Source organism: Streptomyces sp. NBC_00996 (genome assembly GCF_045162675.1).
GTDB lineage: Bacteria > Actinomycetota > Actinomycetes > Streptomycetales > Streptomycetaceae > Streptomyces.
On the sequence record NZ_CP108723.1, the window covers coordinates 2,389,330 to 2,408,678 of the forward strand.

Consider the following 19,349-nt stretch of genomic DNA (forward strand, 5'->3'; position numbering starts at 1 on the left):
AAACAGGTCCTGTCCCCCTGCTGAAAGGGGGCGGCTGCCATGGCTCCCTTTTCGAAGGCGGGTGCGGCGCTGGCCGCGCTCCGCGCGGATCTGTCCGGCGATGTGTTCGCCCCGGGCGACCCCGGATACGACGAGGCCCGGAAGATCTTCAACGCGATGATCGACCGGCGCCCGGCCGTGATCGCGCAGTGCGAGGACGAGGCCGATGTGGTCCGTTCGGTGCGCTTCGCGCGCGATCTTGACCTGAAGATCGCGGTGCGCGGCGGCGGCCACAGTGTGTCGGGCATGTCACTCAACGACAACGGCCTGGTGGTCGACCTGCACCGGATGCACACGGTGACAGTGCACCCCGGTTCCGAGGCGGTACGGATCGAGGGCGGCGCCCTCATGAGCCACCTCGACCACGCCACCCAGCCCTACGGCCTGGCGACCACCGGCGGCCGCGTCTCGACCACCGGCGTCGGCGGCTTCGTACTCGGCGGAGGAAACGGCTGGCTCGACCGGACCTTCGGCCTCGCCGTCGACAACCTGCTCGGCGTCGAACTGGTGACGGCCGACGGCTCGACGGTTCTGGCCACCGACCGTGAGAACCCCGAGCTGTTCTGGGCGCTGCACGGCGGCGGCGGGAACTTCGGCGTCGCGACCGCGCTGACCCTGAAGCTGCACCCGCTCCCCGAACTCTCGATCGCCCTGCTGATGTACCGGCCGAATGCCGGCCCGGACGTGCTGCGCATCTACCGCGAGGTCATCGAGAACGGTCCGTCGGAGGTGAGCGGCGCGGTCATGTATACGACAGGCCCGCCCGAGGAATTCGTCCCGCAGCACATGGTCGGCAAGCGGCTCATCGCCGCTCTCCTCACGTATGTCGGCGGCGAGGAGGACCTGCACAAACTCGCCCAGGCACTGGTGGCGCTGCCGCACGAGGCCGAGATCCTCACCGCCATCCCCTACCCCGACCTCCAGTGCCTGCTCGACAACCCGCCCGGTATGCGGAACTACTGGTCGGCGGAGTTTCTGACCGGCCTGCCCGACGACCTCGTGGACGTCTTCTGCGCCCTCGGCGAGTCCGTGCCCGTGCCCACGGGAACCCGGCACGTGCTGTTCCCCGGGGGCGGCGCGATCGCCTCGGGCCCTGTCCGCTTCCCCGTGCCCCACCGGGACGCGCCCTGGGGCGTGCACCCCTTCGGGATCTGGGAGAACCCGGCCGACGACGAGCGCTGCATCCAGTGGGTCGAGAGGGTCCGCGCCGAGGTCCGGCCCTGGCGCACCGGCGCGGTGTACCTGAACTTCATCGGAGACGAAGGCGGCGACCGGATCGTGGCCGGCCTCGGCGCCGAGAACCTTCGGCGTCTGTCTGCCGTGAAGGCCGAGTACGACCCGGACAACGTCTTCCGCTTCAACCACAACATCAGGCCGGCCTGAATCGCCGCGCGGTGACCGATCAGGCGGCCGGCACGGCCTCGTCCATGTCGTCGTCGGTGCGTTCCGCCGCGTCTTCCAGGACGATCCGGCCGATGATCTCGTACCGCCGCGGATGCCTGGCTCTGAGGTAGCACCCAAGACCCAGGCCGCCGAAGAAGACGAGGCCGACGATCCACGGGATGGCCTTGAAGAGCGAGTCCGCCGCCGTACCGGCCGCGGTGTCCAGGTTCAGCACCAGCAGCACGACCACCGCGATCATGCCGATCCCGCCGACCAGTGGCGCGGTGAAGGTCCGGAACCAATGCCGGTCATCGCCGTGATCGGCGCGGCGGTGGCGACCGCCATGAACACGACACCGACCAGACCGACGGAATTCGCCTTCAGCCGATGGACCTCTCGCGTGCGCGCTTCTGCCGTTCCCACCCCTCCAAGCCCTGCCGGTTCAACGAAATCCGAAGGTCATTTGCGGCTTCCTTGCGGATACGACAGCGTGCCGGGATGGTGATGCACGCCACAACAGACACGAGGTCGCGCAATTTCGGCGTCGAGGCGACTCGTTGTCGCGCACATGCCGCCGCGTCGGCCCCCGTAAACCGGTCGGATATGTCCCCGCGGCGCGACCGCGGGTAGCGTCCGCTGCATGGACAGCCGTTACGACACCCAGGGCGCCGGAATCACTGTGCAGCGGGCACTGGAACTGCCCGGGCTGCGCAGTGGGCTGCCGGAGATCCTCGCGGGGGCCGACCGGCTGCAGCGCACCGTGCGCTGGGTGCACGCGGGCGAGGTCCCGAACATCGCCTCGCTGCTCAAAGGCGGCGAACTCCTGCTGACCACGGGCTACGGCCTCGGCACCCGCCCGGCCGAACAGCGCGTCTTCGTCCGCACCCTCGCCGAACGGGGCATCGCGGCGCTCGTCGTGGAGCTCGGGCCGCGCTTCACCCGGCTGCCCGCGGCCCTCGTGGAGACGGCACGCAGCGCCGGCCTCCCGCTGGTCCAGCTGCACCGCGAGGTGCCCTTCGTGACGGTCACGGAGGAGATCCACACCGAGATCGTCAACGGCCACTACGCGCTGCTCCAGCAGGCCGAGGAAGTGCACCGACGATGTACCGAAGCCCTCCTCGGCGGCGGAGGAGTCCCCCAAGTCCTCGGCATCCTCGCGGACTTCAGCGGCAACCCCGTCTTCCTCGAGACGGCGGAGGGCCAGCTCCTGTACGCCGCCGGGGCCGGCTCCGCCGGCGCAGATCCGCTCCAGGTGTGGGAGGGGCTGCGCGGCCAGCACAAGGAGCAGCCGCCCGCCGGAACGACCCTCGTGGACGTGCCCGGCGGCGGCCCCGGCACGGGCTCGGTACGGGCCCGGCTGGTCCTCCTGCCCGTCAGCTCCCCGGTGGCACCGGTACACCGGATCGCCGCCGAGCGCGCCGCGGGCATCCTGGCCGTCGTCCTCATGCAGGCCCGACAGGAGGAGGAGCTCGCGGCGCGCGGGCGCGGCGACTTCCTCACCGACCTCGCGGAGGGCCGCATCGAGGCCGAGGACGCGCCCGCGCAGGCCCGCGTGCTCGGCTTCAAGCCCGGCGACAGCCCGCTCCTGCCGGTTGTCATGCGGCTCGCCGACGGCCTGTCCCCCGGCGGCGGCTGGGCGGTCCTGGCCCGCGCGGTCGCCGAGGAGCTGGCCTCCGTGGGAGTCCCGGTCCTTCTGGGCGTACGTCCGGTCGAGGGCCGTGTCCCGCTGCTCCTGGGCCTGCGCTCGGAGTCCGAACGCGCGGCCGTGGCGGACCGGGTCGCGGCGGCGCTGCGGGCGGGCGTGGAGCGCGCGGGCATGCAACGGCCCGGCGCGCAGCCGCCGGTGGTGGTGGTCGGGGTCGCCGGCGGCTGGGCGGCCGCCTCGGCGGGCCTGCGGCACGCGGCGGAGACGGCGACGGCGGCACAGGGCCTCTCGGACCGCCCGTGGTACGACGCACGCCGCCTGGACATCGACCTGCTCCTGTGGCGCCTTCGCGACCACCCGGACCTGGCGGCCTTCGTGGACCGCGCGATCGGCCCACTCCGCGACCACGACAACCGCTCCAAGCCGCCGCTGCTGCCCACCCTGGAGACGTACTTGGCCCACGCGGGCCGCAAGGCGGAGACGGCCCGCGAGCTGCACCTGAACCGGCAGACTCTCTACAACCGCCTTGCCCGGATCGGGGAGTTGCTGGGCACGGACCTGGACGACCCTCAGACAGTCCTGGCGTTGAGCCTGGCGTTGCGGGCGCGCCGGCATGTCCCCTAGGGCCGATGGCGTTGCCTTATGGCGATCGTTGGCAGAGTCCGATCGTGAAGGCCGGCCGCGTGGGTTGAGTGGGTCGGCCTGGGTGCTTGGTGCGGTAGCGGCGACTTGTTCGGCAGCCGCACCGCCGAAGCGCGGTCCTCGTCCTCAGGCAGCAGTTCCTCGAAGACCTGCTGGTAGCCCTCCCGCGGGTACAGGCACCGGGCGAGTTCGAAGTAGACCACCGTCCGTGCCGACAGCAGCCTTCGACGCTCCTCCCGACGCCCACACTCCTCGACCACCTTGTCCACCAACGCCGGTGGACACCACCGCGTCAACGCTCCCAGCCCCACCTCGGGCGGCCGTAACCCATCCATATCCATGACGTACTGCTGCCCGGCGTCAAAGGCAACGCCATTGGGGCTAGGGCCTGTCCGGCGGATCAGGTCGGAGGGGACCTGCAGCGCCTCATCAGCGCAGGTGAGCGGGTCCTGGTGGGTCCAGCTGCAAGGCGGAGGAGGGCGACGACGCGATGGGGGTCCGCCCGCGCGAGCGAAGCCGAGCGTGGGGAGTCGGCAACCGACGACAACGCCGCAGGTGGGCGCACCAGGACCCCGCGTCTCCGACATGAACCGCCGGACGGACCCTAGCCCGGACGTCCCCTAGCCAAGGGGCCTGGGCTGGGTCAACTCGTCATAGACGCTGAGCACTTGAGCCACGGTCTCGTCCTCGGTGGGCCAGGTGGCGGCCTGTCGGGCGCCCTTCTCCTTGAAGAGCTCCCGGCGCCCGGGGTCGCCGAGGAGGCCCACGACGGCGTCGGCGAGCGCCTGCGCGTCACCGTACGGGACGAGTTCGGCAGCGTCGCCGACCAGTTCGGGGATGCCGCCGACCGCGGTCGCGACGAGCGGCACGCGCGCGTGGAGGGCCTCTTGCGCGAGTACGGAGCGGGATTCCCAACTGCTGGTCAGCAGCGCCAGATCGGCGGCCGCGAGGAGCTCCGTGATGTCCTCGCGTCGGCCGATCAGCCGGACGGGCAGCCCTTCGTCCTCGATACGGCGCTGCAGAACCGTCCGCAGCGGCCCCTCCCCCGCGATCACGAGCAGCGGCAGCGGATCGAGGCGACGCCAGGCGCGGGCGGCGTCCAGCAGAGTGTCGTAGCCACGATGCCGCTCGAGCGAGCCGACGGCCGTGAGCAACGGCCGGTCGGTGGCGCCGAGTTCGGCCCGCGCCTTGGGTCGCAGCCGGTCGGGGTCGCCTTGCTCGACGGGCATACGCGGCGCGGGGAAGGCGACGGCGGCGAGCCGTGCGTCGCGCGCTCCCCTGCTGCGGGCGCGGTCCACGAGGTCGGACGAGGTCCCCAGCACCACGGCGGCGGCCCGGGCCACCCGCCGCTCGAGGAGCCGCAGCAGATGGGCCCGTGCCCCGTCCGCGTGCGCGCGCGTGTGCCAGGTGACGACGAGCGGCACACGCCGCCCGCTCAGCGCGAGCGCGGCCCGCAGCGCCGCGTGCAGCCCGTGCGCGTGCACCAGGTCGGCGTCCGCGCAGGCCGTCCGCAGCGCGGCCACGGAGGCCGGGTCGCTGCTGCGCGGCACCGGAACGTGCTGCGCGCCCACACCGGTGAACCCGTACGTACGATCGGCCTCGGCGGGAGCGCACACGGTGACCCGCACCCCCCGGGCGACGAGACCCGAGGCCAGCGACCGCACATGCGCGCTGCTGCCCGCGCTCCCACCGCCGAGCACCTGCACGGTGCGCAGCGGCGACTGGCCGTGCGGTGAGTGGCTGCTCACGTGGCTCACGTGGCCGGGGCTCCTGGTTCGGCGTCGGACGGTCACGAAGAACGTACAGAAGGATCGCGCAGAGGGGGGTGTACCGCACGTCGTGCTCCGCGTACTACGCCAAGGATGCCAGGCCGCACGGGTGTTCCGGGACCGCCGCCGGACGACGGTCGCGACGACTTGGGCAACTCGTCGGAGGTAGTCACTCACACGAGTGAGAAGTGCGGGGGATTTGGGTGGGGTTGGGCGTTGAGGGTTGGCTGCTGGAGGGCGCTGCGGTGCTGAGAAGTCGTCGAAAGGCGTTGGGGGGTGGTCGGTGGGCTCGCAGTGAAGCGAGGGGGTGTGGGTCGCGGTGGGCGCGTACTCGCCGTCATCAGCGCGCCGGGGCGCGCCGAGCGGTGGGCACGCAGTGGCAACTGTCCGACCTGGTGGGCGGGACGGCCGGGGCGGGACGGAGCGAGGCACCCTGCGCTCAGAGGCGCCGCCTGCGCGGGCGGGGCCACGCGCGGAACCCGGGGGCACGCGCACAGCCAGGGAGACGCGCGAAACCCAGGCCACGCGCGGAACCCTGGGGCACGCGCGAAACCCTGGGGCACGCGCGAAACCCAGGCCACGCGCGGAACCCTGGGGCACGCGCGAAGCCCAGGACACGCGCGGAACCCGGGGTCCGCACAGAGCGTGGCGCTACATGCCGACCATTCGGCCTCGTTCAAGGTACGCAGCCCGTACAGGGCACTCGGCTGGTGCAGCCAGTGCGGAGAGCCGGAGCCACGCACCGAGCCTGGGGCGCGTATAGAGCGCGGGGCTACGTGCTGAGCGCGAAGGCCACACACAGAGCGCGGCGCTCGTACAGAGCGCTGCGCTCAAGCAGAGCACGCCGCCCATGCAGAGCACGCCGCTCGCTCAGTTCGTGCCGCGTCCCAGCGACCGCGCCGCATCGCTGACCTTCTCTCCGTACGCCGTCGCGGCCACCAGTGCCGCGGGGTGGGCGACGAGCCCCGCGCGGCCGTTGCCCGCCGCGATGGCGGCGCCCAGAGCGGCGCCGAGTGCGTGGGCGCCGGTGTCGCCGATCATCACGCGCTCACCGAGGTCGTCGGGGAGCACGGCCGCAGCGGCCCCATCGCAGCGGCGGACAACTGCCCGGCGATTCCGCCGCGCAGCAACCCGGGCGCGCCCACGGCCGGCACGGCACCGGCGGCCCGCCCCGGCCGCACATCCACGAGGTTGACGAAGTGCGCGGTCCCGGCGATCACGACACCCGCGAGCAACTTGTCCAGGGGCCGCTCCTTGAGCATCGCCCCCGCCACCAGCCCAGCCGCCGAGATCCCGAACAACTTGACCGCCCCGCTGGTCACTTCAGTCAAGTCTTGCTGATGCGGTATTAACTTCGCTGGTCAGGCGGCAGGCCAAGGAACCTGGGCGGTCTCCTGGCGCTGTGCGCAACACATTGGTGAATGTAGCCTCCGCTCTGCATCGCGGTACACCACATCAGGCTCCGGCAAGATCGCAACGGAGCCTCTCCTCCACAGAGGAGCTGGATTCTTGCCCGGCCGAGAAAGCGGAAGCTCGGGTCTGCTCGATCGTCACCATCTCGTTCGACGTCGCTTCACTGCACATCGCGGGCTTCGTTCTGTGGCCGTTCGACCGAACCACTGTGGAGCGCCATGACGCCGGCGCGCCTTCGTTCATCGGCAACGTGGTCTGGGTGATCTTCGCGGGCTGGTAGCTGGCGCTCGGGCACCCAAGTGCGAGCATCCCGCTGATTTTGTTGATCATCGGCATCCCGTTCGAGTGGGCAAACCTTAAGGCGATTCCCACCTCTCTCATGCCATTGAGGCGAGATGGCTTCGACCCGGAGGTACGAACTCCGCACCCAGGGAGCCAGTGGTGACACGACGCTGCCCGCGCGCATGTGCCATGCGCGCGGGCAGCAGGTCAACCCACGAAGCCTCCACCCAGCGGGTGCGTGACTCTCTGACTCACAGGTCGAGTTGAATCGTCTCGGTGAGTGACAAAAATCGACATTCCATCGTTCGGAGATCCACTCTGACGGGCATGCAGCCGATGACCATCGATTCAGGCGCCCGAGTGCGAACGAACTCGCTGCTGTTACAGGGAGCGAAAAGGACGTCTCCTCGAACACTAACGGTTGACTCGTCGACAACCAGTCGAATATCAGAGACGGAGCTTGAGTCAAGAAAGTCTTGAGCGAGCCGCAGAGCTTCGGAGATGTTAATCATTCTTCTATTTCGTCCTCATGAAAAAGAAGTTTCGCCACATCGTGACATGTGATGCGTGCACCGCAGGATGCCAGCGTTCTGACGGGGCGTCGGGAGCCCTGTTCCACTTCCTTGGAAGTGGAACACTCGTCGTGCACACGACTACGGCCAAGCCGACCCGCAGCGCGAGCCACTTCGGGACGCCCGAGAGTTCATAGTCCCCTGCACTCGGTAGCGGACCCCCAGCTCACCAGTGCAGGCGACATCGGACATTGACAGTGATCTTCGTGTCTCATGAACGATCGTTACCCGACGCCCTGCCGTCTTTTGCCGTCCGTCCCCGCCAGTAGGCGAGGTCGCCCCGGGCCTTGAGGGTGTCGGGGTGGTCGGGGCCGAGCACCCGTACCCGGTCGTCCAGCAGCTCGGCGAAGGCGGCCGCGGCCCCCGCCGCATCCCCCGCCTGGCCGCGCGACTGGGCGAGATCGTGCCGGGCATCGAGGGTGTAAGGGTGGTCGGGGCCGAGCACCCGCAGGCAGTCGTCCAGCAGCTCGGCGAAGGCGGCCGCGGCCCCCGCCGCATCCCCCGCCTGGCCCTGCCAGTAGGCAAGGTTGTGCCGGGCGGTGAGGGTGTCGGGGTGGTCGGGGGCAAGCACTCGGAGCCGGTCATCCAGCAGCTCGGCGGTCGCGGCCGCGGCCCCGGCCGCATCCCCCGTCTGCCCTCGCCAGTAGGCCAGATCGCCCCGGACCCTGAAGGTGTCGGGGTGGTCGGGGCCGAGCACCCGCAGGCAGTCATCCAGCAACTCGGCAGTCGCGGCCGCGGCCCCCGCCGCATCCCCCGCCTTCCCCCGTCGCTCGGCGAGTTTGTGCCGGGTGGTGAGGGTGTCGGGGTGGTCGGGTCCGAACACCCGTACCCGGTCGTCCAGCAGCTCGGCGAAGGCGGCCGCGGCCCCCGCCGCATCCCCCATCTCCCCCAGCCCGTGGGCCAGGTTGCTCCGGGTGGTGAGGGTATTGGGGTGGTCGGGGCCTAGCACTCGCAGGCAGTCGTCCAGCAACTCGGCGAACGCGGTCGCGGCCCCCGCCGCATCCCCCGCCTCGCCCCGCGACCGGGCAAGACCATTCCGGGCGCCGAGAGTGTCGGGGTGGTCGGGGCCGAGCACTCGCAGGCAGTCGTCCAGCAACTCGGCGAACGCGGTCGCGGCCCCCGCCGCATCCCCCGCCTCGCCCCGCGACCGGGCGAGCTTGTGTCGGGCCTTGAGGGTGTCGGGGTGGTCGGGGCCGAGATGGTGCCGGGCGGTTTGAGTGAGGTGTTCGTAGTAGTCGCGGGCTGCGGTGACCTGGCTGGCTTCGCTGAGGCTGGTGCCTGTGCGATACAGCACCGCATGTGCGCTGGGTCGGTACAGGGCGTCCTCAGCGCGCTTGATGAGGGCAGTGGTGTTGGCGCGCAGGGCTTGGGCGAGGGCGGTGTCGCGTTCGACCTCGGGCCAGGCAGCGACCAGGGCGTCTGCGGCGGTGAGGGCGGTCTGGTCGTGCTGGTGGGGGGTGAGGGTGTCGCGGGTGGCGCGCTGGATGAGCTGGTGGACGCGGACGGCCTGGCTTGGTGTGGTGGGGGTGTGGTCGATGAGGCTGAGCCGGTGTAGCGCCTGCAGGGCGTGTACTGCGTCCCGCGAGGTGATCGGGGCCGGTTCCTCAGCCGGGCCCGGGCTGGTGCGGTGTGCGGTGAGATGGGCCAGGGCGGGCTGGCTGGTCAGGACGGTCTCGGGGATGCCGTTGGCATCGAGGAGGGCGGTTAGTTGGAGCATGGGGCGGGCCAGGCTGGCCGGGCGCAGGGTGTCGGCGCGGTCGATGGACAGCGACCAGGCGGCGGCCAGGGGGAGGGCCTGGTCGTCGGGCAGGGCGTCGGGGGCGATGACGACGAGGGTGGTGGCGCGGTCGGCCAGCAGGTTGCGGTAGGTGGCCACATCGTCGCCGGAGTCGATGAGGTAGGCGGCGGCCTGGGCGAGAGCCAGGGGCAGATATCCGAGATCCCCTGCCAGGGCGGCCAGCTCATCGGCGGATTCGTCGCGGCCGTGGGCTGCCAGGGAGGTGGTGAGGTAGGTGAGGGATTCGTCCGTGGTGAACAGGCCGACCTCGACCGTGTGGCGGCCGCGGCCGGTGAGGGCGGCGTCCCGGCGGCGGGTGGTGACCAGGGTGCGGCCGTGGGGGCTGTCGGGTGGCCACAGGCCTTTCAGGTCGTCGGGGTCGGCGAGATCGTCCAGGACGATCAGCCACCGGCACGGCTTCGCTGCGGCCTTGGGGGTGAGCCAGGCCAGGAAGGAGCGGGCGGCCTGCTCCACATCGCCCGGGTCGGCCCGGCACAGCTCGACGCCGGCCTGGGCGTAGCCGGTCACGATGGGGGAGCGTGCGCTCGCGGTGACCCACACCAGGACGTCCAGGCCGCCGGTCGTGCTGGTGTCGTTCCAGGCAGTGCGGGCGTAGTCGGCGGCGAGCTGGGTCTTGCCGACCCCGCCCATGCCGGTCAGCAGCTGGGTCAGCACGGTGGTGCCGCCGTCAGCTGTCGCGTGCAGCCGGTCCGTCTCGGCGCGGTGCTGGTAGGAGCGCGCTGCGGGCGGGATGACACCGACCTGGTGCGGCCAGGGGGCCGGTTCCTGTGGCGGGCGCTGCTGCACGGTCAGTGTGCCGACGTAGCCGCTGATGGCGGTTGCGCCGTGGGTGGCGGTCGCGTTCCCGGTGTGGGACAGGCGTACCGGGGCGGGGGAAACGTGGCCGGTTTCCGGGGCCGGGCCGCGATAGCCGCTCACGGCCGTGGCGTCGCCGACAGCTTCGGCGTTGCCGGTGTCCGCCACGGTCACCGACGGCTCGGGCTCCTTGTCCCGTGCCTTGCGTGATGATGCTTTGGCCATGGGTGTGCGGGTCCTAGTTCGAGTAGTCGATGCCGGAGACGGAGCCCTTGCCGTCGGCGTCTCCCGTCCGTGTGGCGGTGGCCGAGCCACGTCCCCGACCGCCCGGCCGCCTGATGCCGGTAAGGCCGCCGCGGCTGGCCTCACCTGTTCGGGTGGCCCTGTCGGTGGGTCCGTCGGGGGCCGGATGCTGGAACAGGGCCCAGACCAGGGCCGCGATGCCGACGGCGGCCTGGATGGAGGCCCCGGCCAGGGCTCCCGCACCGGGACTGTTCAGCAGCCAGATCAGCGGCGTGGAGAGGATCCCCGCCGCCGCCAGCACGATGACCGTGATCTTCCACCCCTGCGTCATGCCGGCCTTCCCCCTCTAGTCTCCGGCGGGTCCGGCAGATCGGCTGACGGCCCGCCAATTCATATGGTCTCGCCATGATTTCGTCCGGAACAAGAAACGCGCCCCGCGCCGCCATGGTTCCGGGTGCTCCTCACGCCCGGGCAGTGGTGTCGCCGGCGGTGCGCAGCGGCCGGTGGCCGTGCTCGTCGAGCTGGGCGAGTTCGCGGTCGTAGTCGACCGTGATGGAGCCGTAGTAGTTGACCGCCGAACTGCGGGCCGGGGAGAGGTGTGCCAGGACCTCGTCGCCGACCTCGCGGCCGGCTCTGCGCAGTTCGGCCACGGCCAGACCGAGGTAGGCGGTGTGCCAGCAGATGACCGCGTTCGTCTGGACGGTCAGGCACCAGGCCTGCTCGTTCTGCTGTTCGGGCTGGCGGCGGGTGACCTTTCCCTCACGGGCGTAGTGGAGCTGCCGGCGCAGCGCGTGGAGGGACTCGCCCTTGGTCAACTGGCGGGCGATCTTGCGGCGGTAGGACTCGTCCGACAGATATCGCGCGGCGTGGATGGTGCGCCGGATGGCCCCGTATTCCTTCAGCGCGGCCGCGAGGGCGTTCTGCCGGGAGGAGGCGGACAGTTTGCCGACGATCAGGGAGGCGGTGGCGTGCCGTCGGCAGCCGCACGGTGGCCCCGGCGTGCGCGGCACGGAGACGGTCCATGCCGATCCTCTCGCGCAGCAGCGTGCCCACGTCCTCGTCCAGGATGCCGGTGTCGGCGAGCACCGGCAGGATCTCATCGAGCAGGGTGAGCCTGTCCTCCGACAGCTTGGCCCGCTCGGCGAGCACGTCACGCCCCGCGACGGCAACACGATCTACACCGTGGCCGTCACGGTGCGACAGGACGGTCGGCGATCGAGATCGCGGTGGCCGGTCAGCCGAAGGGCATCGAGGAAGGGATGCTGCTCAAGGTCACCGGACTGACCGCGTTCTCCTGGGCCATGGGCGACCGCCACGGAATCAGCTTCCGTGCGGACGCGATCACGCCCGTGCCCAGCACTCACGCACCGACCAGGACCGGTGGTACGTGATGGGCCCGATCGCGCTCGCCTTCGGGCTCGCCGTGCTGGCATGGGTGCTCGTCATCGGTGACCAACTACGGCGGCATCGTCCGGCCTGGCACTGGTACATCGCCGGGTATCCGGTCGCTGCCTGCCGGGTGATGTTCACCTGGCGCAAGGTCGCGATGCTCAACGACCTTGCGGTGTCGCGGCGTCCGCCTCGGGGGCTCCTCAGGGACCTGGTCGTCAAGGGCGATCCGCTGCGGCCGGTCGCTCCCCGGATCTCGTTCCCGCGGGCTACTCACATGGGGCTGAGCGCGACCGTGCGCCTGCATGCCGGCCAGACCCCGGCGACCTTACATGAAGGCAGCGGATGCGCTTGTGCACGCTTGGAAGGTGCACGCGGTACGCGTCACCTCGCCGGAGCGCGGCCTCGTGCTTCTGACCGCAACCGCCAGTGACCCGCTGGCTCGGCCCGGCTTAGCCTCGGCGCCTGCCGCACTCCTGTCCGCACTCATCGGCGTACTGGAGGACGGCGGCGCCTGGGTCATGGACCTGCGGCTCGTGCCGCACTGGCTCATCGCGGGCGCCACGCGCTCCGGCAAGTCCACCCTGCTGGCCCGGCTGATCACTCAACTCGCACCACAACGGGTCGCCTTGATCGGCATCGGCCGCATGGGCGGCATGGAACTCGGCCTGTTCGCCGGGCGGCTGAGCGCCCTCACGACATGCAGGCGCGAAGCGGTCGCGGTCCTCACAGCGCTCGTCCTCGACATGCAAGACCGCATGCGCGCCTGCCGCACGGCAGGGGTCCGATCCATCTGGGAACTGCCCGACAAGCTGCGTCCGATACCCGTCGTCGTGATCGTCGCCGAACTCGCGGAGCTGTACCTGTCCGACGGCAGGCGAGAGAGCAAGGCGGAAGCGGAACAGTGCTCCACGCTCCTCCTGCGCCTGGCCCAACTCGGCGCCGCGCTCGGCATGCACCTGGTTGTTGCCGGACAGCGCGTCGGCTCCGATCTCGGCCCCGGCGTCGCCGCACTGAGGGCCCAACTCGGCGGCCGTATCTGCCACCGAGTCAACGACCCCGGCACGGCAGAAATGACCCTGGGCGACCTCAACAAGGACGCCGTCGTCGTCGCTCAGTCGATCACCCAGGACGAGAAAGGCGTGGCCGTCTGCACCGGACCTGAGGGCGGCTGGAGCCGAGCCCGGTCGCACCTCACGTCGGCCGAAGAGGCGACGGCCACGGCCAGGAAGTACGCGGCCATGACCCCGGAACTGCCCGCCATAGACCGCGCTCTCGCGGCACTCGAAGGGGGCTCGGAGTGATCAGCGCAGGTACAGCCGTGTCCCTCGTGGTGGTCTTCGGAATCATCACTCTCCTCCTCGTGCGATCCCGGGACGTACGCGCCTGGGAGGCCGTCTGCATCGCCCTCTTCGGCATGTACCTCGGCCAGACCCCGGTCAGCCTCACGATCAACGGCTTCCTCACCTGGGTGCTCAGCGGCTTCTCCCACTTCTAAGCAGGAAGGACGTACGTCATGCCCATGAACCGCGTGAGGTGCCCCAACTGCAAGGGCGAGGGCGCCCGTACCACCTGGACCGGGCGGCGTCGGCGCTGCCGCGTCTGCCGGGGCACCGGAACCATCCGCTGAACTCCCACACCACGCCCAACCACGTAAGGAGCGATCCCCATGGCCGATAGCGCGCCACCAACCATCACCCCTGCCGCTTCGGCGACCCACCCTGGAAGGCCACCACCATCACAACCGAGTTCACCTCGGCTGACAGGCGCGCCGCCCTCGACCGCGCGGCGCGCCTGCGTCAGCTCTCCGAAGCAGACCGAGACGCCATACGCATCGCCCAAGATCCGAAGTTCGCCCGTCGGCTCGACCAGATCGTCGCCACGGGAGGCTGTGCCCACCCGGTCCACCTCTCCGGCTCGACCAGGCGCTACGCGCCGAACGCGCTCGTCATGTGGGTCACGACGACATTCCCGACGCAGTCACCGAACGGCACTGGCGCTACGTCGGCTCCGGGCACACCCCAGGCGCCGCACTCGTGGCCGCTGGCGTCGCCGAGGACATCGCCACGAGCCGCGAGATCATTCGGGAAGCGCGTGAGGTGCCCCGGTGACGAGACGCCACGACGAGAGGTGGGCTCGGGCGGTCGCACGCCAGACAGCCAAGTTTCCCAAGGCGGATGGGGCCAAAGAGTGCTGAGCGACTCGCGCGGCGCCTCGGGCCCGCTCAGAAGGATTCCTGGTATCCGTCGCGGATGGGTTGATCATGCTCACGCAGCCCGCTGCTAGTGTCCGGGGGCGTGAATGACAGCGTGTACGTGGGGAACGCCGGCAAGGACGCAGCGCTCGACCGGGGTTGGCTCCTGGGGCACTTCAAAGGTGCTGGCGACCCTCGGCACAGTTCGGCCGTGGAGATCAAATGGGGCGTTCACCCGTGCGGTGATGAGCGAGCGGAGTGGGTGACGGGCGAGGAACGAACAGCGCTCCTGGTCCTCATCAGCGGGCGCTTCCGCGTTGAATTCCGCGGCCGCAGTGTCCTCTTGGAACAGCAGGGTGACTACGTCGTGTGGGGGCACGGAATCGATCACTCCTGGTTCGCCGAGGAAGAATCAGTCGTGTTGACAGTTCGGTGGCCCTCCGTGGCCGGTTATGCGGTGTCGCAGACGGATCCGGCACCAGGGCACGGCTGACCTCAAACACTGGGCACAGTCACACGCGAAGCAAGATTCTTTCGACGTTCGCGGATCTACCTGCGATGCGCTTCCTACGCGGTTCGACAAGCGCGCGTATGTCTTTCAGGGCACCGTCACCGTCGCGGCGATCCGGCTATGGCTTCGTTCATGACCCTTGGGGCAGTGTTCAACACTGCCAGAGGAACGCGGCCTCACCACAGGGCTGGCAGCTGAAAATGCAACCGCGGCCCCCGCCGCCAAAGTTTGCCTTGGTGGCGAATTCATAGCCCTCTTCGAGTTCGGCTGTGAACGCCATGCGGTCGGCGCAGGAAGGACAGTCGGGGGTCTCATCGTCCTGGATCCAGTCAGGTTCACCGCCCAGCCGGCCCAGCACTGGCGCTTCAGTCGGTGTACCAGCGGGATGGACGCGCAGAGCGGCGACCGCGCCGAGCCGTGTCGTGCCCTCGGCGGGAACAGCGGCCGGGGAGAGGTCGTCGTTGAGCAGGAAGGCGCGGTTGGCACCGGCCGTGGCGTCCCGGTCGTCACACAGGCCGGGGTCGTTCTGGCAAACGAACACCGCGAACACGCCGATGTCGAGGGGCAGATGGGCGAGGAACTGCATGCCCCCAGGTGCGCCCGGAACCCACGCCGGGGGTCATCCACGCCCACGACATCGTCGTACGCGCCACACGCACCGGCGGCCGCAACCGCGAACGCGGCGGCAGGCCGGACCCGCGCGGCCCCGAGCGCCGCTCCCAGGGCCGCCGCGGGGCCCGCGTACAGCTCGGCGGTGCGCCCGGCGAAGTTCTTGCGCTCCCAACGGGTGGGCCCGCCCGGCGCCTTGGAACGCAGGGCGGCGATTCCCGCTCGGGTGGCCGCCGCAGCCGTGCTGAAAGCAGCGCCCCGACCCACAAAGATGCTCATCCCGGAACCCTAAGGGCCCGCAGAGCGGGCCGGACACGGGGACAGCGGAGCGGTCGACAGGGGTGAGCGGGCGGGAAACCCGCCGCAGACCCGGACCGCAGAGCGGTCCAAGCCACACCGCAGAGCGGTCCAAGCCACACCGCAGAGCGGTCCAAGCTCCGGCGCAGAGCGGCGAAGAAGATGGCCCTCCGACGGCTACCCGTCGGCCCGAGCGGTGGCCAACAACTCCTCCGCATGCGCCCGAGCCGTCTCCGAGTCCTCCTGCCCCGCAAGCATCCGGGACAGTTCACGGATCCGGTCCTCGCCCTGAAGGACCTTGACCCCGGACCGGGTCACCGACCCGTCGTTGGTCTTCTCGACGAGCAACTGCCGGTCGGCGAACGCGGCTACCTGCGGCAGATGCGTCACCACGACCACCTGCGCGGTCTTCGCGAGCCGCGCCAACCGCCGCCCGATCTCGACCGCTGCCTTGCCGCCGACCCCCGCATCGACCTCGTCGAACAAGTACGTCGGCACAGGATCCGTACCCGCGAACACGACCTCCACCGCGAGCATCACGCGCGACAGCTCACCGCCCGAGGCCCCCTTGGCGATCGGCCGCGGCGGCGCTCCGGGATGCGGGGCGAGCAGCAGCTCGACCTCGTCGACGCCGGCGGGCCCGTACGCGACCGTGCGCCCGCCGACCTCCACACCCTCCGGGTCGTCGGTCTGCCGGATCTCGAACGACACGCGCGCGTGCGGCATGGCGAGCGAGGCCAGCTCGGCGGTCACGGCGGCGGCGAACCGCTCGGCGGCCTCCGTGCGGGCATCCGTCAACGCCTGGGCGAGTCCGCCCAGTTCGGTCCGCAGCGCGTCCCGCTCGGCGGTCAGCTCGTCGATCCGCTCGTCGTCGCCGTCGAGCTCGGTGAGCCGTGCGGCGCCCTGCTCGGCCCAGGCCAGTACGGCGTCGATGTCCTCGCCGTACTTCCGGGTCAGCTGGGTGAGCGAGGCCCGGCGCTCCTCGACCGCCGCGAGCCGCAGGGGATCGGCGTCGAGGTCGTCGGCGTATCCCGCCAATTCGCCCGCCACGTCGCCCAGCAGAATCCCGATCTCCCCGATCCGCCCGGACAGCGCGGCCAATGCGGAGTCGTGCGACCGCACGGCCTCCAGAGCCCGGTGCGCCCCCGCGACGAGCGTCGTGGCGTCGATGCCCTCCGGGTCCTCGGGATTGCCCGCGAGCGCGGCGTGCGCGGCCGTGGCGGCCGACGCGAGCGCCTCGGCGTGGCCGAGGCGCTCGGCCTCGGCGGCCAGCTCCACGTCCTCGCCCGCCCGCGGCTCGACCGCCGCGATCTCGTCGAGCCCGAAGCGCAGCATGTCGGCTTCCTGGGCCCGTTCACGCGCGCGCGTGGTGATCTCGTCCAGCTCGGCCGAGATGGCACGCAGCCGCCGGTAGGCGCCCGCGTACTTGGCGAGCGGCACGGCGACCGCGTCGCCCGCGTACCGGTCGAGCGCCTGCCGTTGCCGGGACAACTTGAGCAGCCCCTGCTGGTCGGTCTGCCCGTGCACGGCGACAAGCTCGTCGGCGAGCTCGGCGAGCACACCCACCGGCACGGAACGCCCGCCCAGGTGCGCCCGCGACCGTCCCTCTGCCGATACGGTACGGCTGATCAGCAGCGCCCCGTCGTCGAGCTCGGCTCCGGCCTCCTCGGCCCGTACGACGGCCGTCCCGCCCGTGGGTACGGCGATCCGCCCCTCCACGACGGCGTTCTTGGCGCCGATCCGTACGAGGGCCGGGTCCGCGCGCCCGCCCAGCAGCAGCCCGAGGCTGGTGACCACCATCGTCTTGCCCGCACCGGTCTCACCGGTCACGGCGGTGAAGCCGGGCGACAGCTCGACGACCGCGTCGTCGATGACTCCGAGCGACCGTATCCGCATCTCCTCCAACACGGACACGACCTTACGAGGTCGGGGCCCGGGTGTGCGACGGGCCCCGCCCCGCCGCCGCGAAGGCGCAGGTGACAAGGCCCCACAAAGAGGCCGTTGTCACCCGCGGGAGTGGGCTGAAGTACAAGCCGTCGTACGTCTAATGCGGCGCCCCGCGCCACCCGGAAACCGGCAAGGCGAACTTCGCCACCAAACGATCGGTGAACGACGCATGGTGCAGCCGGGCCAGCCTCACCGGCACAGCCCCCCGCCGCACCTCCACCCGCGCCCCCGGCGGCAGCTCCACGGTCCGCCGCCCGTCGCACCACAGCACACCCGGCGGGATGTGCGGCAGCACCTCCACCGCGAGCACGGAGTCCGGCGACGTCACCAACGGCTTGGCGAACAGCGCGTGCGCGCTGATCGGCACCATGAGCAGCGCTTCGACCTCGGGCCACACCACGGGCCCGCCCGCGGAGAAGGCGTACGCCGTCGAGCCGGTCGGGGTCGCGCAGACGATGCCGTCGCAGCCGAAGCCCGTCACCGGCCGCCCGTCGATCTCCAGCACCACTTCGAGGAGCTTCTCGGCGGACACCTTCTGCACGGCGGCCTCGTTCAGCGCCCAGTCGGTGTGCACGATGGCGCCGTTCTGGTGCACGACGACATCGACGGTCATGCGCTCCTCGACCTCGTACGCCTTGGTGACGACCCGGTCGACCACCTTGTCGAGGTCGTCGCGCTCGGCCTCCGCGAGGAAACCGACGCGGCCGAGGTTGACGCCGAGCATCGGCACCCCGGAGGCGCGGGCGAACTCGGCGCCGCGCAGCAGCGTGCCGTCACCGCCCAGCACGATCAGCAGTTCGCAGCCGTCGAGGCACTGTGGAGTCGCCTCCTTGACCAGCTCCACCTCGCCCGGCAGCGGCAGATCGGCCGCCTCGGCCTCCAGCACCCGTACGCCGATCCCGGAGCGCAACAGCCCCTGGACGACCAACTCGGCGCTGCGGATGGCTGCCGGCCGCCCGGTGTGGGCCAGCAGGAAAACAGTACGAGCTCGGGTCTGTGTCAACGCGGCCCCTCCGCCACTGCACGGTCAACGTCGGCCGGGTCGAGTTCGGGTGCCCCGGCACGCAGCCACAGAAAGTACTCGACGTTGCCCGAGGGTCCGGGCAACGGGCTTGCGGTCACACCCTGCACTCCGAGCCCCAGTTCCCGGGCTCGTTCGGCCACTGCGCGCACGGTCTCCGCGCGCAGTTCGGGGCTGCGTACGACGCCGCCGCTCCCCAGCCGTTCCTTCCCCACCTCGAACTGCGGCTTCACCATCATCACCAGGTCGGCATCCGGCGCCGCGCACCGCACCAGGGCGGGCAGCACCAGTCCGAGCGGGATGAAGGACAGATCGCCGACGACAAGATCCACGGGCTCCCCATCGATCGCCTCCAACGTCAACTCGCGTACGTTCGTACGGTCCTTGACGGTGACGCGTTCATCGCTCTGAAGAGACCAGGCAAGTTGTCCGTAACCGACGTCCACAGCGACGACATGGGCGGCGCCCGCGCGCAGCAGCACGTCGGTGAAGCCTCCGGTGGACGCTCCGGCGTCCAGCGCGCGTCTGCCCTCGACCTTCAGCCCCTGGGGCACGAAGGCCGCCAGGGCACCAGCGAGTTTGTGGCCGCCCCGCGACACGTAGTCGGGATCGCTGTCGTCCTGGACGACGACGATGGCGGCCGCGGTCTCCACCTGTGTGGCCGGCTTGGTCGCGACGGTCTTGCCGACGGTGACCCGCCCGGCGGCGATCAGCTGGCTGGCGTGCTCGCGCGAACGCGCGAGCTTCCGGCGGACCAGCTCGGCGTCGAGACGGCGGCGTGCCACTCCTGCCACGTTCGG

At 70.8% G+C, this 19,349-nt stretch carries 15 protein-coding genes and 5 pseudogenes; 8 read left to right on the forward strand and 12 right to left on the reverse strand.

Annotated features, from left to right (window positions below):
* Nucleotides 1-39: 39 nt before the first annotated feature.
* On the forward strand, nt 40-1,422 hold the full coding sequence (locus OG390_RS11370) for an FAD-binding protein (RefSeq protein WP_406167172.1): 1,383 nt from the start codon (nt 40-42) through the stop codon (nt 1,420-1,422).
* A gap of 19 nt (nt 1,423-1,441) precedes the next feature.
* On the opposite strand, the gene OG390_RS11375 is transcribed toward OG390_RS11370, so the two are convergent.
* A complete protein-coding gene (locus tag OG390_RS11375) occupies nt 1,442-1,681 on the reverse strand; it encodes a hypothetical protein (RefSeq protein WP_406167174.1) in 240 nt (79 codons plus the stop codon).
* 381 nt (nt 1,682-2,062) lie between these two features.
* Here OG390_RS11375 and OG390_RS11380 point away from each other — a divergent pair, with 381 nt between their 5' ends.
* A complete protein-coding gene (locus tag OG390_RS11380; RefSeq protein WP_406167176.1) occupies nt 2,063-3,691 on the forward strand; it encodes a PucR family transcriptional regulator in 1,629 nt (542 codons plus the stop codon).
* On the opposite strand, the gene OG390_RS11385 is transcribed toward OG390_RS11380, so the two are convergent.
* The 3 genes and pseudogenes from OG390_RS11385 to OG390_RS11395 form a co-directional block, all read right to left on the reverse strand.
* Nucleotides 3,688-4,296, reverse strand: coding sequence for a transposase domain-containing protein (locus tag OG390_RS11385; protein WP_406167178.1), 609 nt, complete (start codon nt 4,294-4,296; stop codon nt 3,688-3,690). The genes OG390_RS11380 and OG390_RS11385 overlap by 4 nt on opposite strands.
* 33 nt (nt 4,297-4,329) lie before the next feature.
* A complete protein-coding gene (locus OG390_RS11390; RefSeq protein WP_406167180.1) occupies nt 4,330-5,466 on the reverse strand; it encodes a glycosyltransferase family 4 protein in 1,137 nt (378 codons plus the stop codon).
* Between the two features lie 882 nt (nt 5,467-6,348).
* Nucleotides 6,349-6,803, reverse strand: a pseudogene (locus OG390_RS11395) (hypothetical protein); the annotation flags it as partial.
* A 221-nt stretch (nt 6,804-7,024) separates the two neighbouring features.
* On the opposite strand from OG390_RS11395, the pseudogene OG390_RS11400 reads away from it, so the two are divergent.
* Nucleotides 7,025-7,336, forward strand: a pseudogene (locus OG390_RS11400) (YccF domain-containing protein); the annotation flags it as partial.
* A gap of 620 nt (nt 7,337-7,956) precedes the next feature.
* On the opposite strand, the gene fxsT reads toward OG390_RS11400, so the two are convergent.
* The 3 genes from fxsT to OG390_RS11415 all read right to left on the reverse strand — a co-directional run bounded on the left by fxsT (nt 7,957) and on the right by OG390_RS11415 (nt 11,591).
* Nucleotides 7,957-10,563, reverse strand: coding sequence for an FxSxx-COOH system tetratricopeptide repeat protein (gene fxsT / locus OG390_RS11405; protein ID WP_406167182.1), 2,607 nt, complete (start codon nt 10,561-10,563; stop codon nt 7,957-7,959).
* A gap of 13 nt (nt 10,564-10,576) precedes the next feature.
* A complete protein-coding gene (locus OG390_RS11410) occupies nt 10,577-10,912 on the reverse strand; it encodes a hypothetical protein (RefSeq protein WP_406167184.1) in 336 nt (111 codons plus the stop codon).
* Between the two features lie 130 nt (nt 10,913-11,042).
* Nucleotides 11,043-11,591, reverse strand: a complete 549-nt coding sequence (locus OG390_RS11415; RefSeq protein ID WP_406167186.1) for a Tn3 family transposase — start codon at nt 11,589-11,591, stop codon at nt 11,043-11,045.
* Nucleotides 11,592-11,739: 148 nt separating this feature from the next.
* On the opposite strand from OG390_RS11415, the pseudogene OG390_RS11420 reads away from it, so the two are divergent.
* The 5 genes and pseudogenes from OG390_RS11420 to OG390_RS11440 all read left to right on the forward strand — a co-directional run.
* A pseudogene (locus OG390_RS11420) lies at nt 11,740-11,972 on the forward strand (hypothetical protein); the annotation flags it as partial.
* Nucleotides 11,972-13,274: pseudogene (locus tag OG390_RS11425) on the forward strand (FtsK/SpoIIIE domain-containing protein). The pseudogenes OG390_RS11420 and OG390_RS11425, both read left to right, overlap by 1 nt.
* Entirely contained in the window at nt 13,271-13,468 is a 198-nt protein-coding gene (locus OG390_RS11430) for a hypothetical protein (RefSeq protein ID WP_189191427.1), read from the forward strand. The pseudogene OG390_RS11425 and the gene OG390_RS11430 overlap by 4 nt, the downstream one beginning before the upstream one ends.
* Before the next feature lie 454 nt (nt 13,469-13,922).
* The gene (locus tag OG390_RS11435) at nt 13,923-14,081 is read left to right on the forward strand and encodes a hypothetical protein (protein ID WP_406167188.1); all 159 of its coding nucleotides are present in this window, start codon (nt 13,923-13,925) and stop codon (nt 14,079-14,081) included.
* 186 nt (nt 14,082-14,267) lie between these two features.
* A complete protein-coding gene (locus OG390_RS11440; RefSeq protein WP_189191429.1) occupies nt 14,268-14,657 on the forward strand; it encodes a signal peptidase I in 390 nt (129 codons plus the stop codon).
* A 169-nt stretch (nt 14,658-14,826) separates the two neighbouring features.
* Here the strand turns inward: OG390_RS11440 and OG390_RS11445 are convergent, their stop codons facing one another.
* The 5 genes and pseudogenes from OG390_RS11445 to OG390_RS11465 all read right to left on the reverse strand — a co-directional run bounded on the left by OG390_RS11445 (nt 14,827) and on the right by OG390_RS11465 (nt 19,343).
* Nucleotides 14,827-15,261, reverse strand: a complete 435-nt coding sequence (locus OG390_RS11445; protein WP_406178363.1) for a hypothetical protein — start codon at nt 15,259-15,261, stop codon at nt 14,827-14,829.
* Nucleotides 15,261-15,563, reverse strand: a pseudogene (locus OG390_RS11450) (hypothetical protein); the annotation flags it as partial. The gene OG390_RS11445 and the pseudogene OG390_RS11450, both read right to left, overlap by 1 nt.
* Before the next feature lie 195 nt (nt 15,564-15,758).
* Entirely contained in the window at nt 15,759-17,477 is a 1,719-nt protein-coding gene (gene recN / locus OG390_RS11455) for a DNA repair protein RecN (protein ID WP_399088917.1), read from the reverse strand.
* Between the two features lie 148 nt (nt 17,478-17,625).
* A complete protein-coding gene (locus OG390_RS11460; protein WP_406167190.1) occupies nt 17,626-18,531 on the reverse strand; it encodes an NAD kinase in 906 nt (301 codons plus the stop codon).
* Nucleotides 18,528-19,343: a TlyA family RNA methyltransferase gene (locus OG390_RS11465; RefSeq protein WP_399088889.1), complete on the reverse strand. Its 816-nt coding sequence runs from the start codon at nt 19,341-19,343 to the stop codon at nt 18,528-18,530. The genes OG390_RS11460 and OG390_RS11465 overlap by 4 nt, the downstream gene beginning before the upstream one ends.
* Nucleotides 19,344-19,349 lie beyond the last annotated feature (6 nt).

Bases quoted from the DNA above. Each gene is read 5' to 3' on its own strand.
- OG390_RS11375 (WP_406167174.1), bottom strand. From the start codon at position 1,681: ATGATCGCGGTGGTCGTGCTGCTGGTGCTGAACCTGGACACCGCGGCC.
- fxsT (WP_406167182.1), bottom strand. From the start codon at position 10,563: ATGGCCAAAGCATCATCACGCAAGGCACGGGACAAGGAGCCCGAGCCG.
- OG390_RS11380 (WP_406167176.1), top strand. From the start codon at position 2,063: ATGGACAGCCGTTACGACACCCAGGGCGCCGGAATCACTGTGCAGCGG.
- OG390_RS11385 (WP_406167178.1), bottom strand. From the start codon at position 4,296: ATGTCGGAGACGCGGGGTCCTGGTGCGCCCACCTGCGGCGTTGTCGTC.
- OG390_RS11445 (WP_406178363.1), bottom strand. From the start codon at position 15,261: ATGCAGTTCCTCGCCCATCTGCCCCTCGACATCGGCGTGTTCGCGGTG.
- OG390_RS11370 (WP_406167172.1), top strand. From the start codon at position 40: ATGGCTCCCTTTTCGAAGGCGGGTGCGGCGCTGGCCGCGCTCCGCGCG.
- OG390_RS11410 (WP_406167184.1), bottom strand. From the start codon at position 10,912: ATGACGCAGGGGTGGAAGATCACGGTCATCGTGCTGGCGGCGGCGGGG.
- recN (WP_399088917.1), bottom strand. From the start codon at position 17,477: ATGCGGATACGGTCGCTCGGAGTCATCGACGACGCGGTCGTCGAGCTG.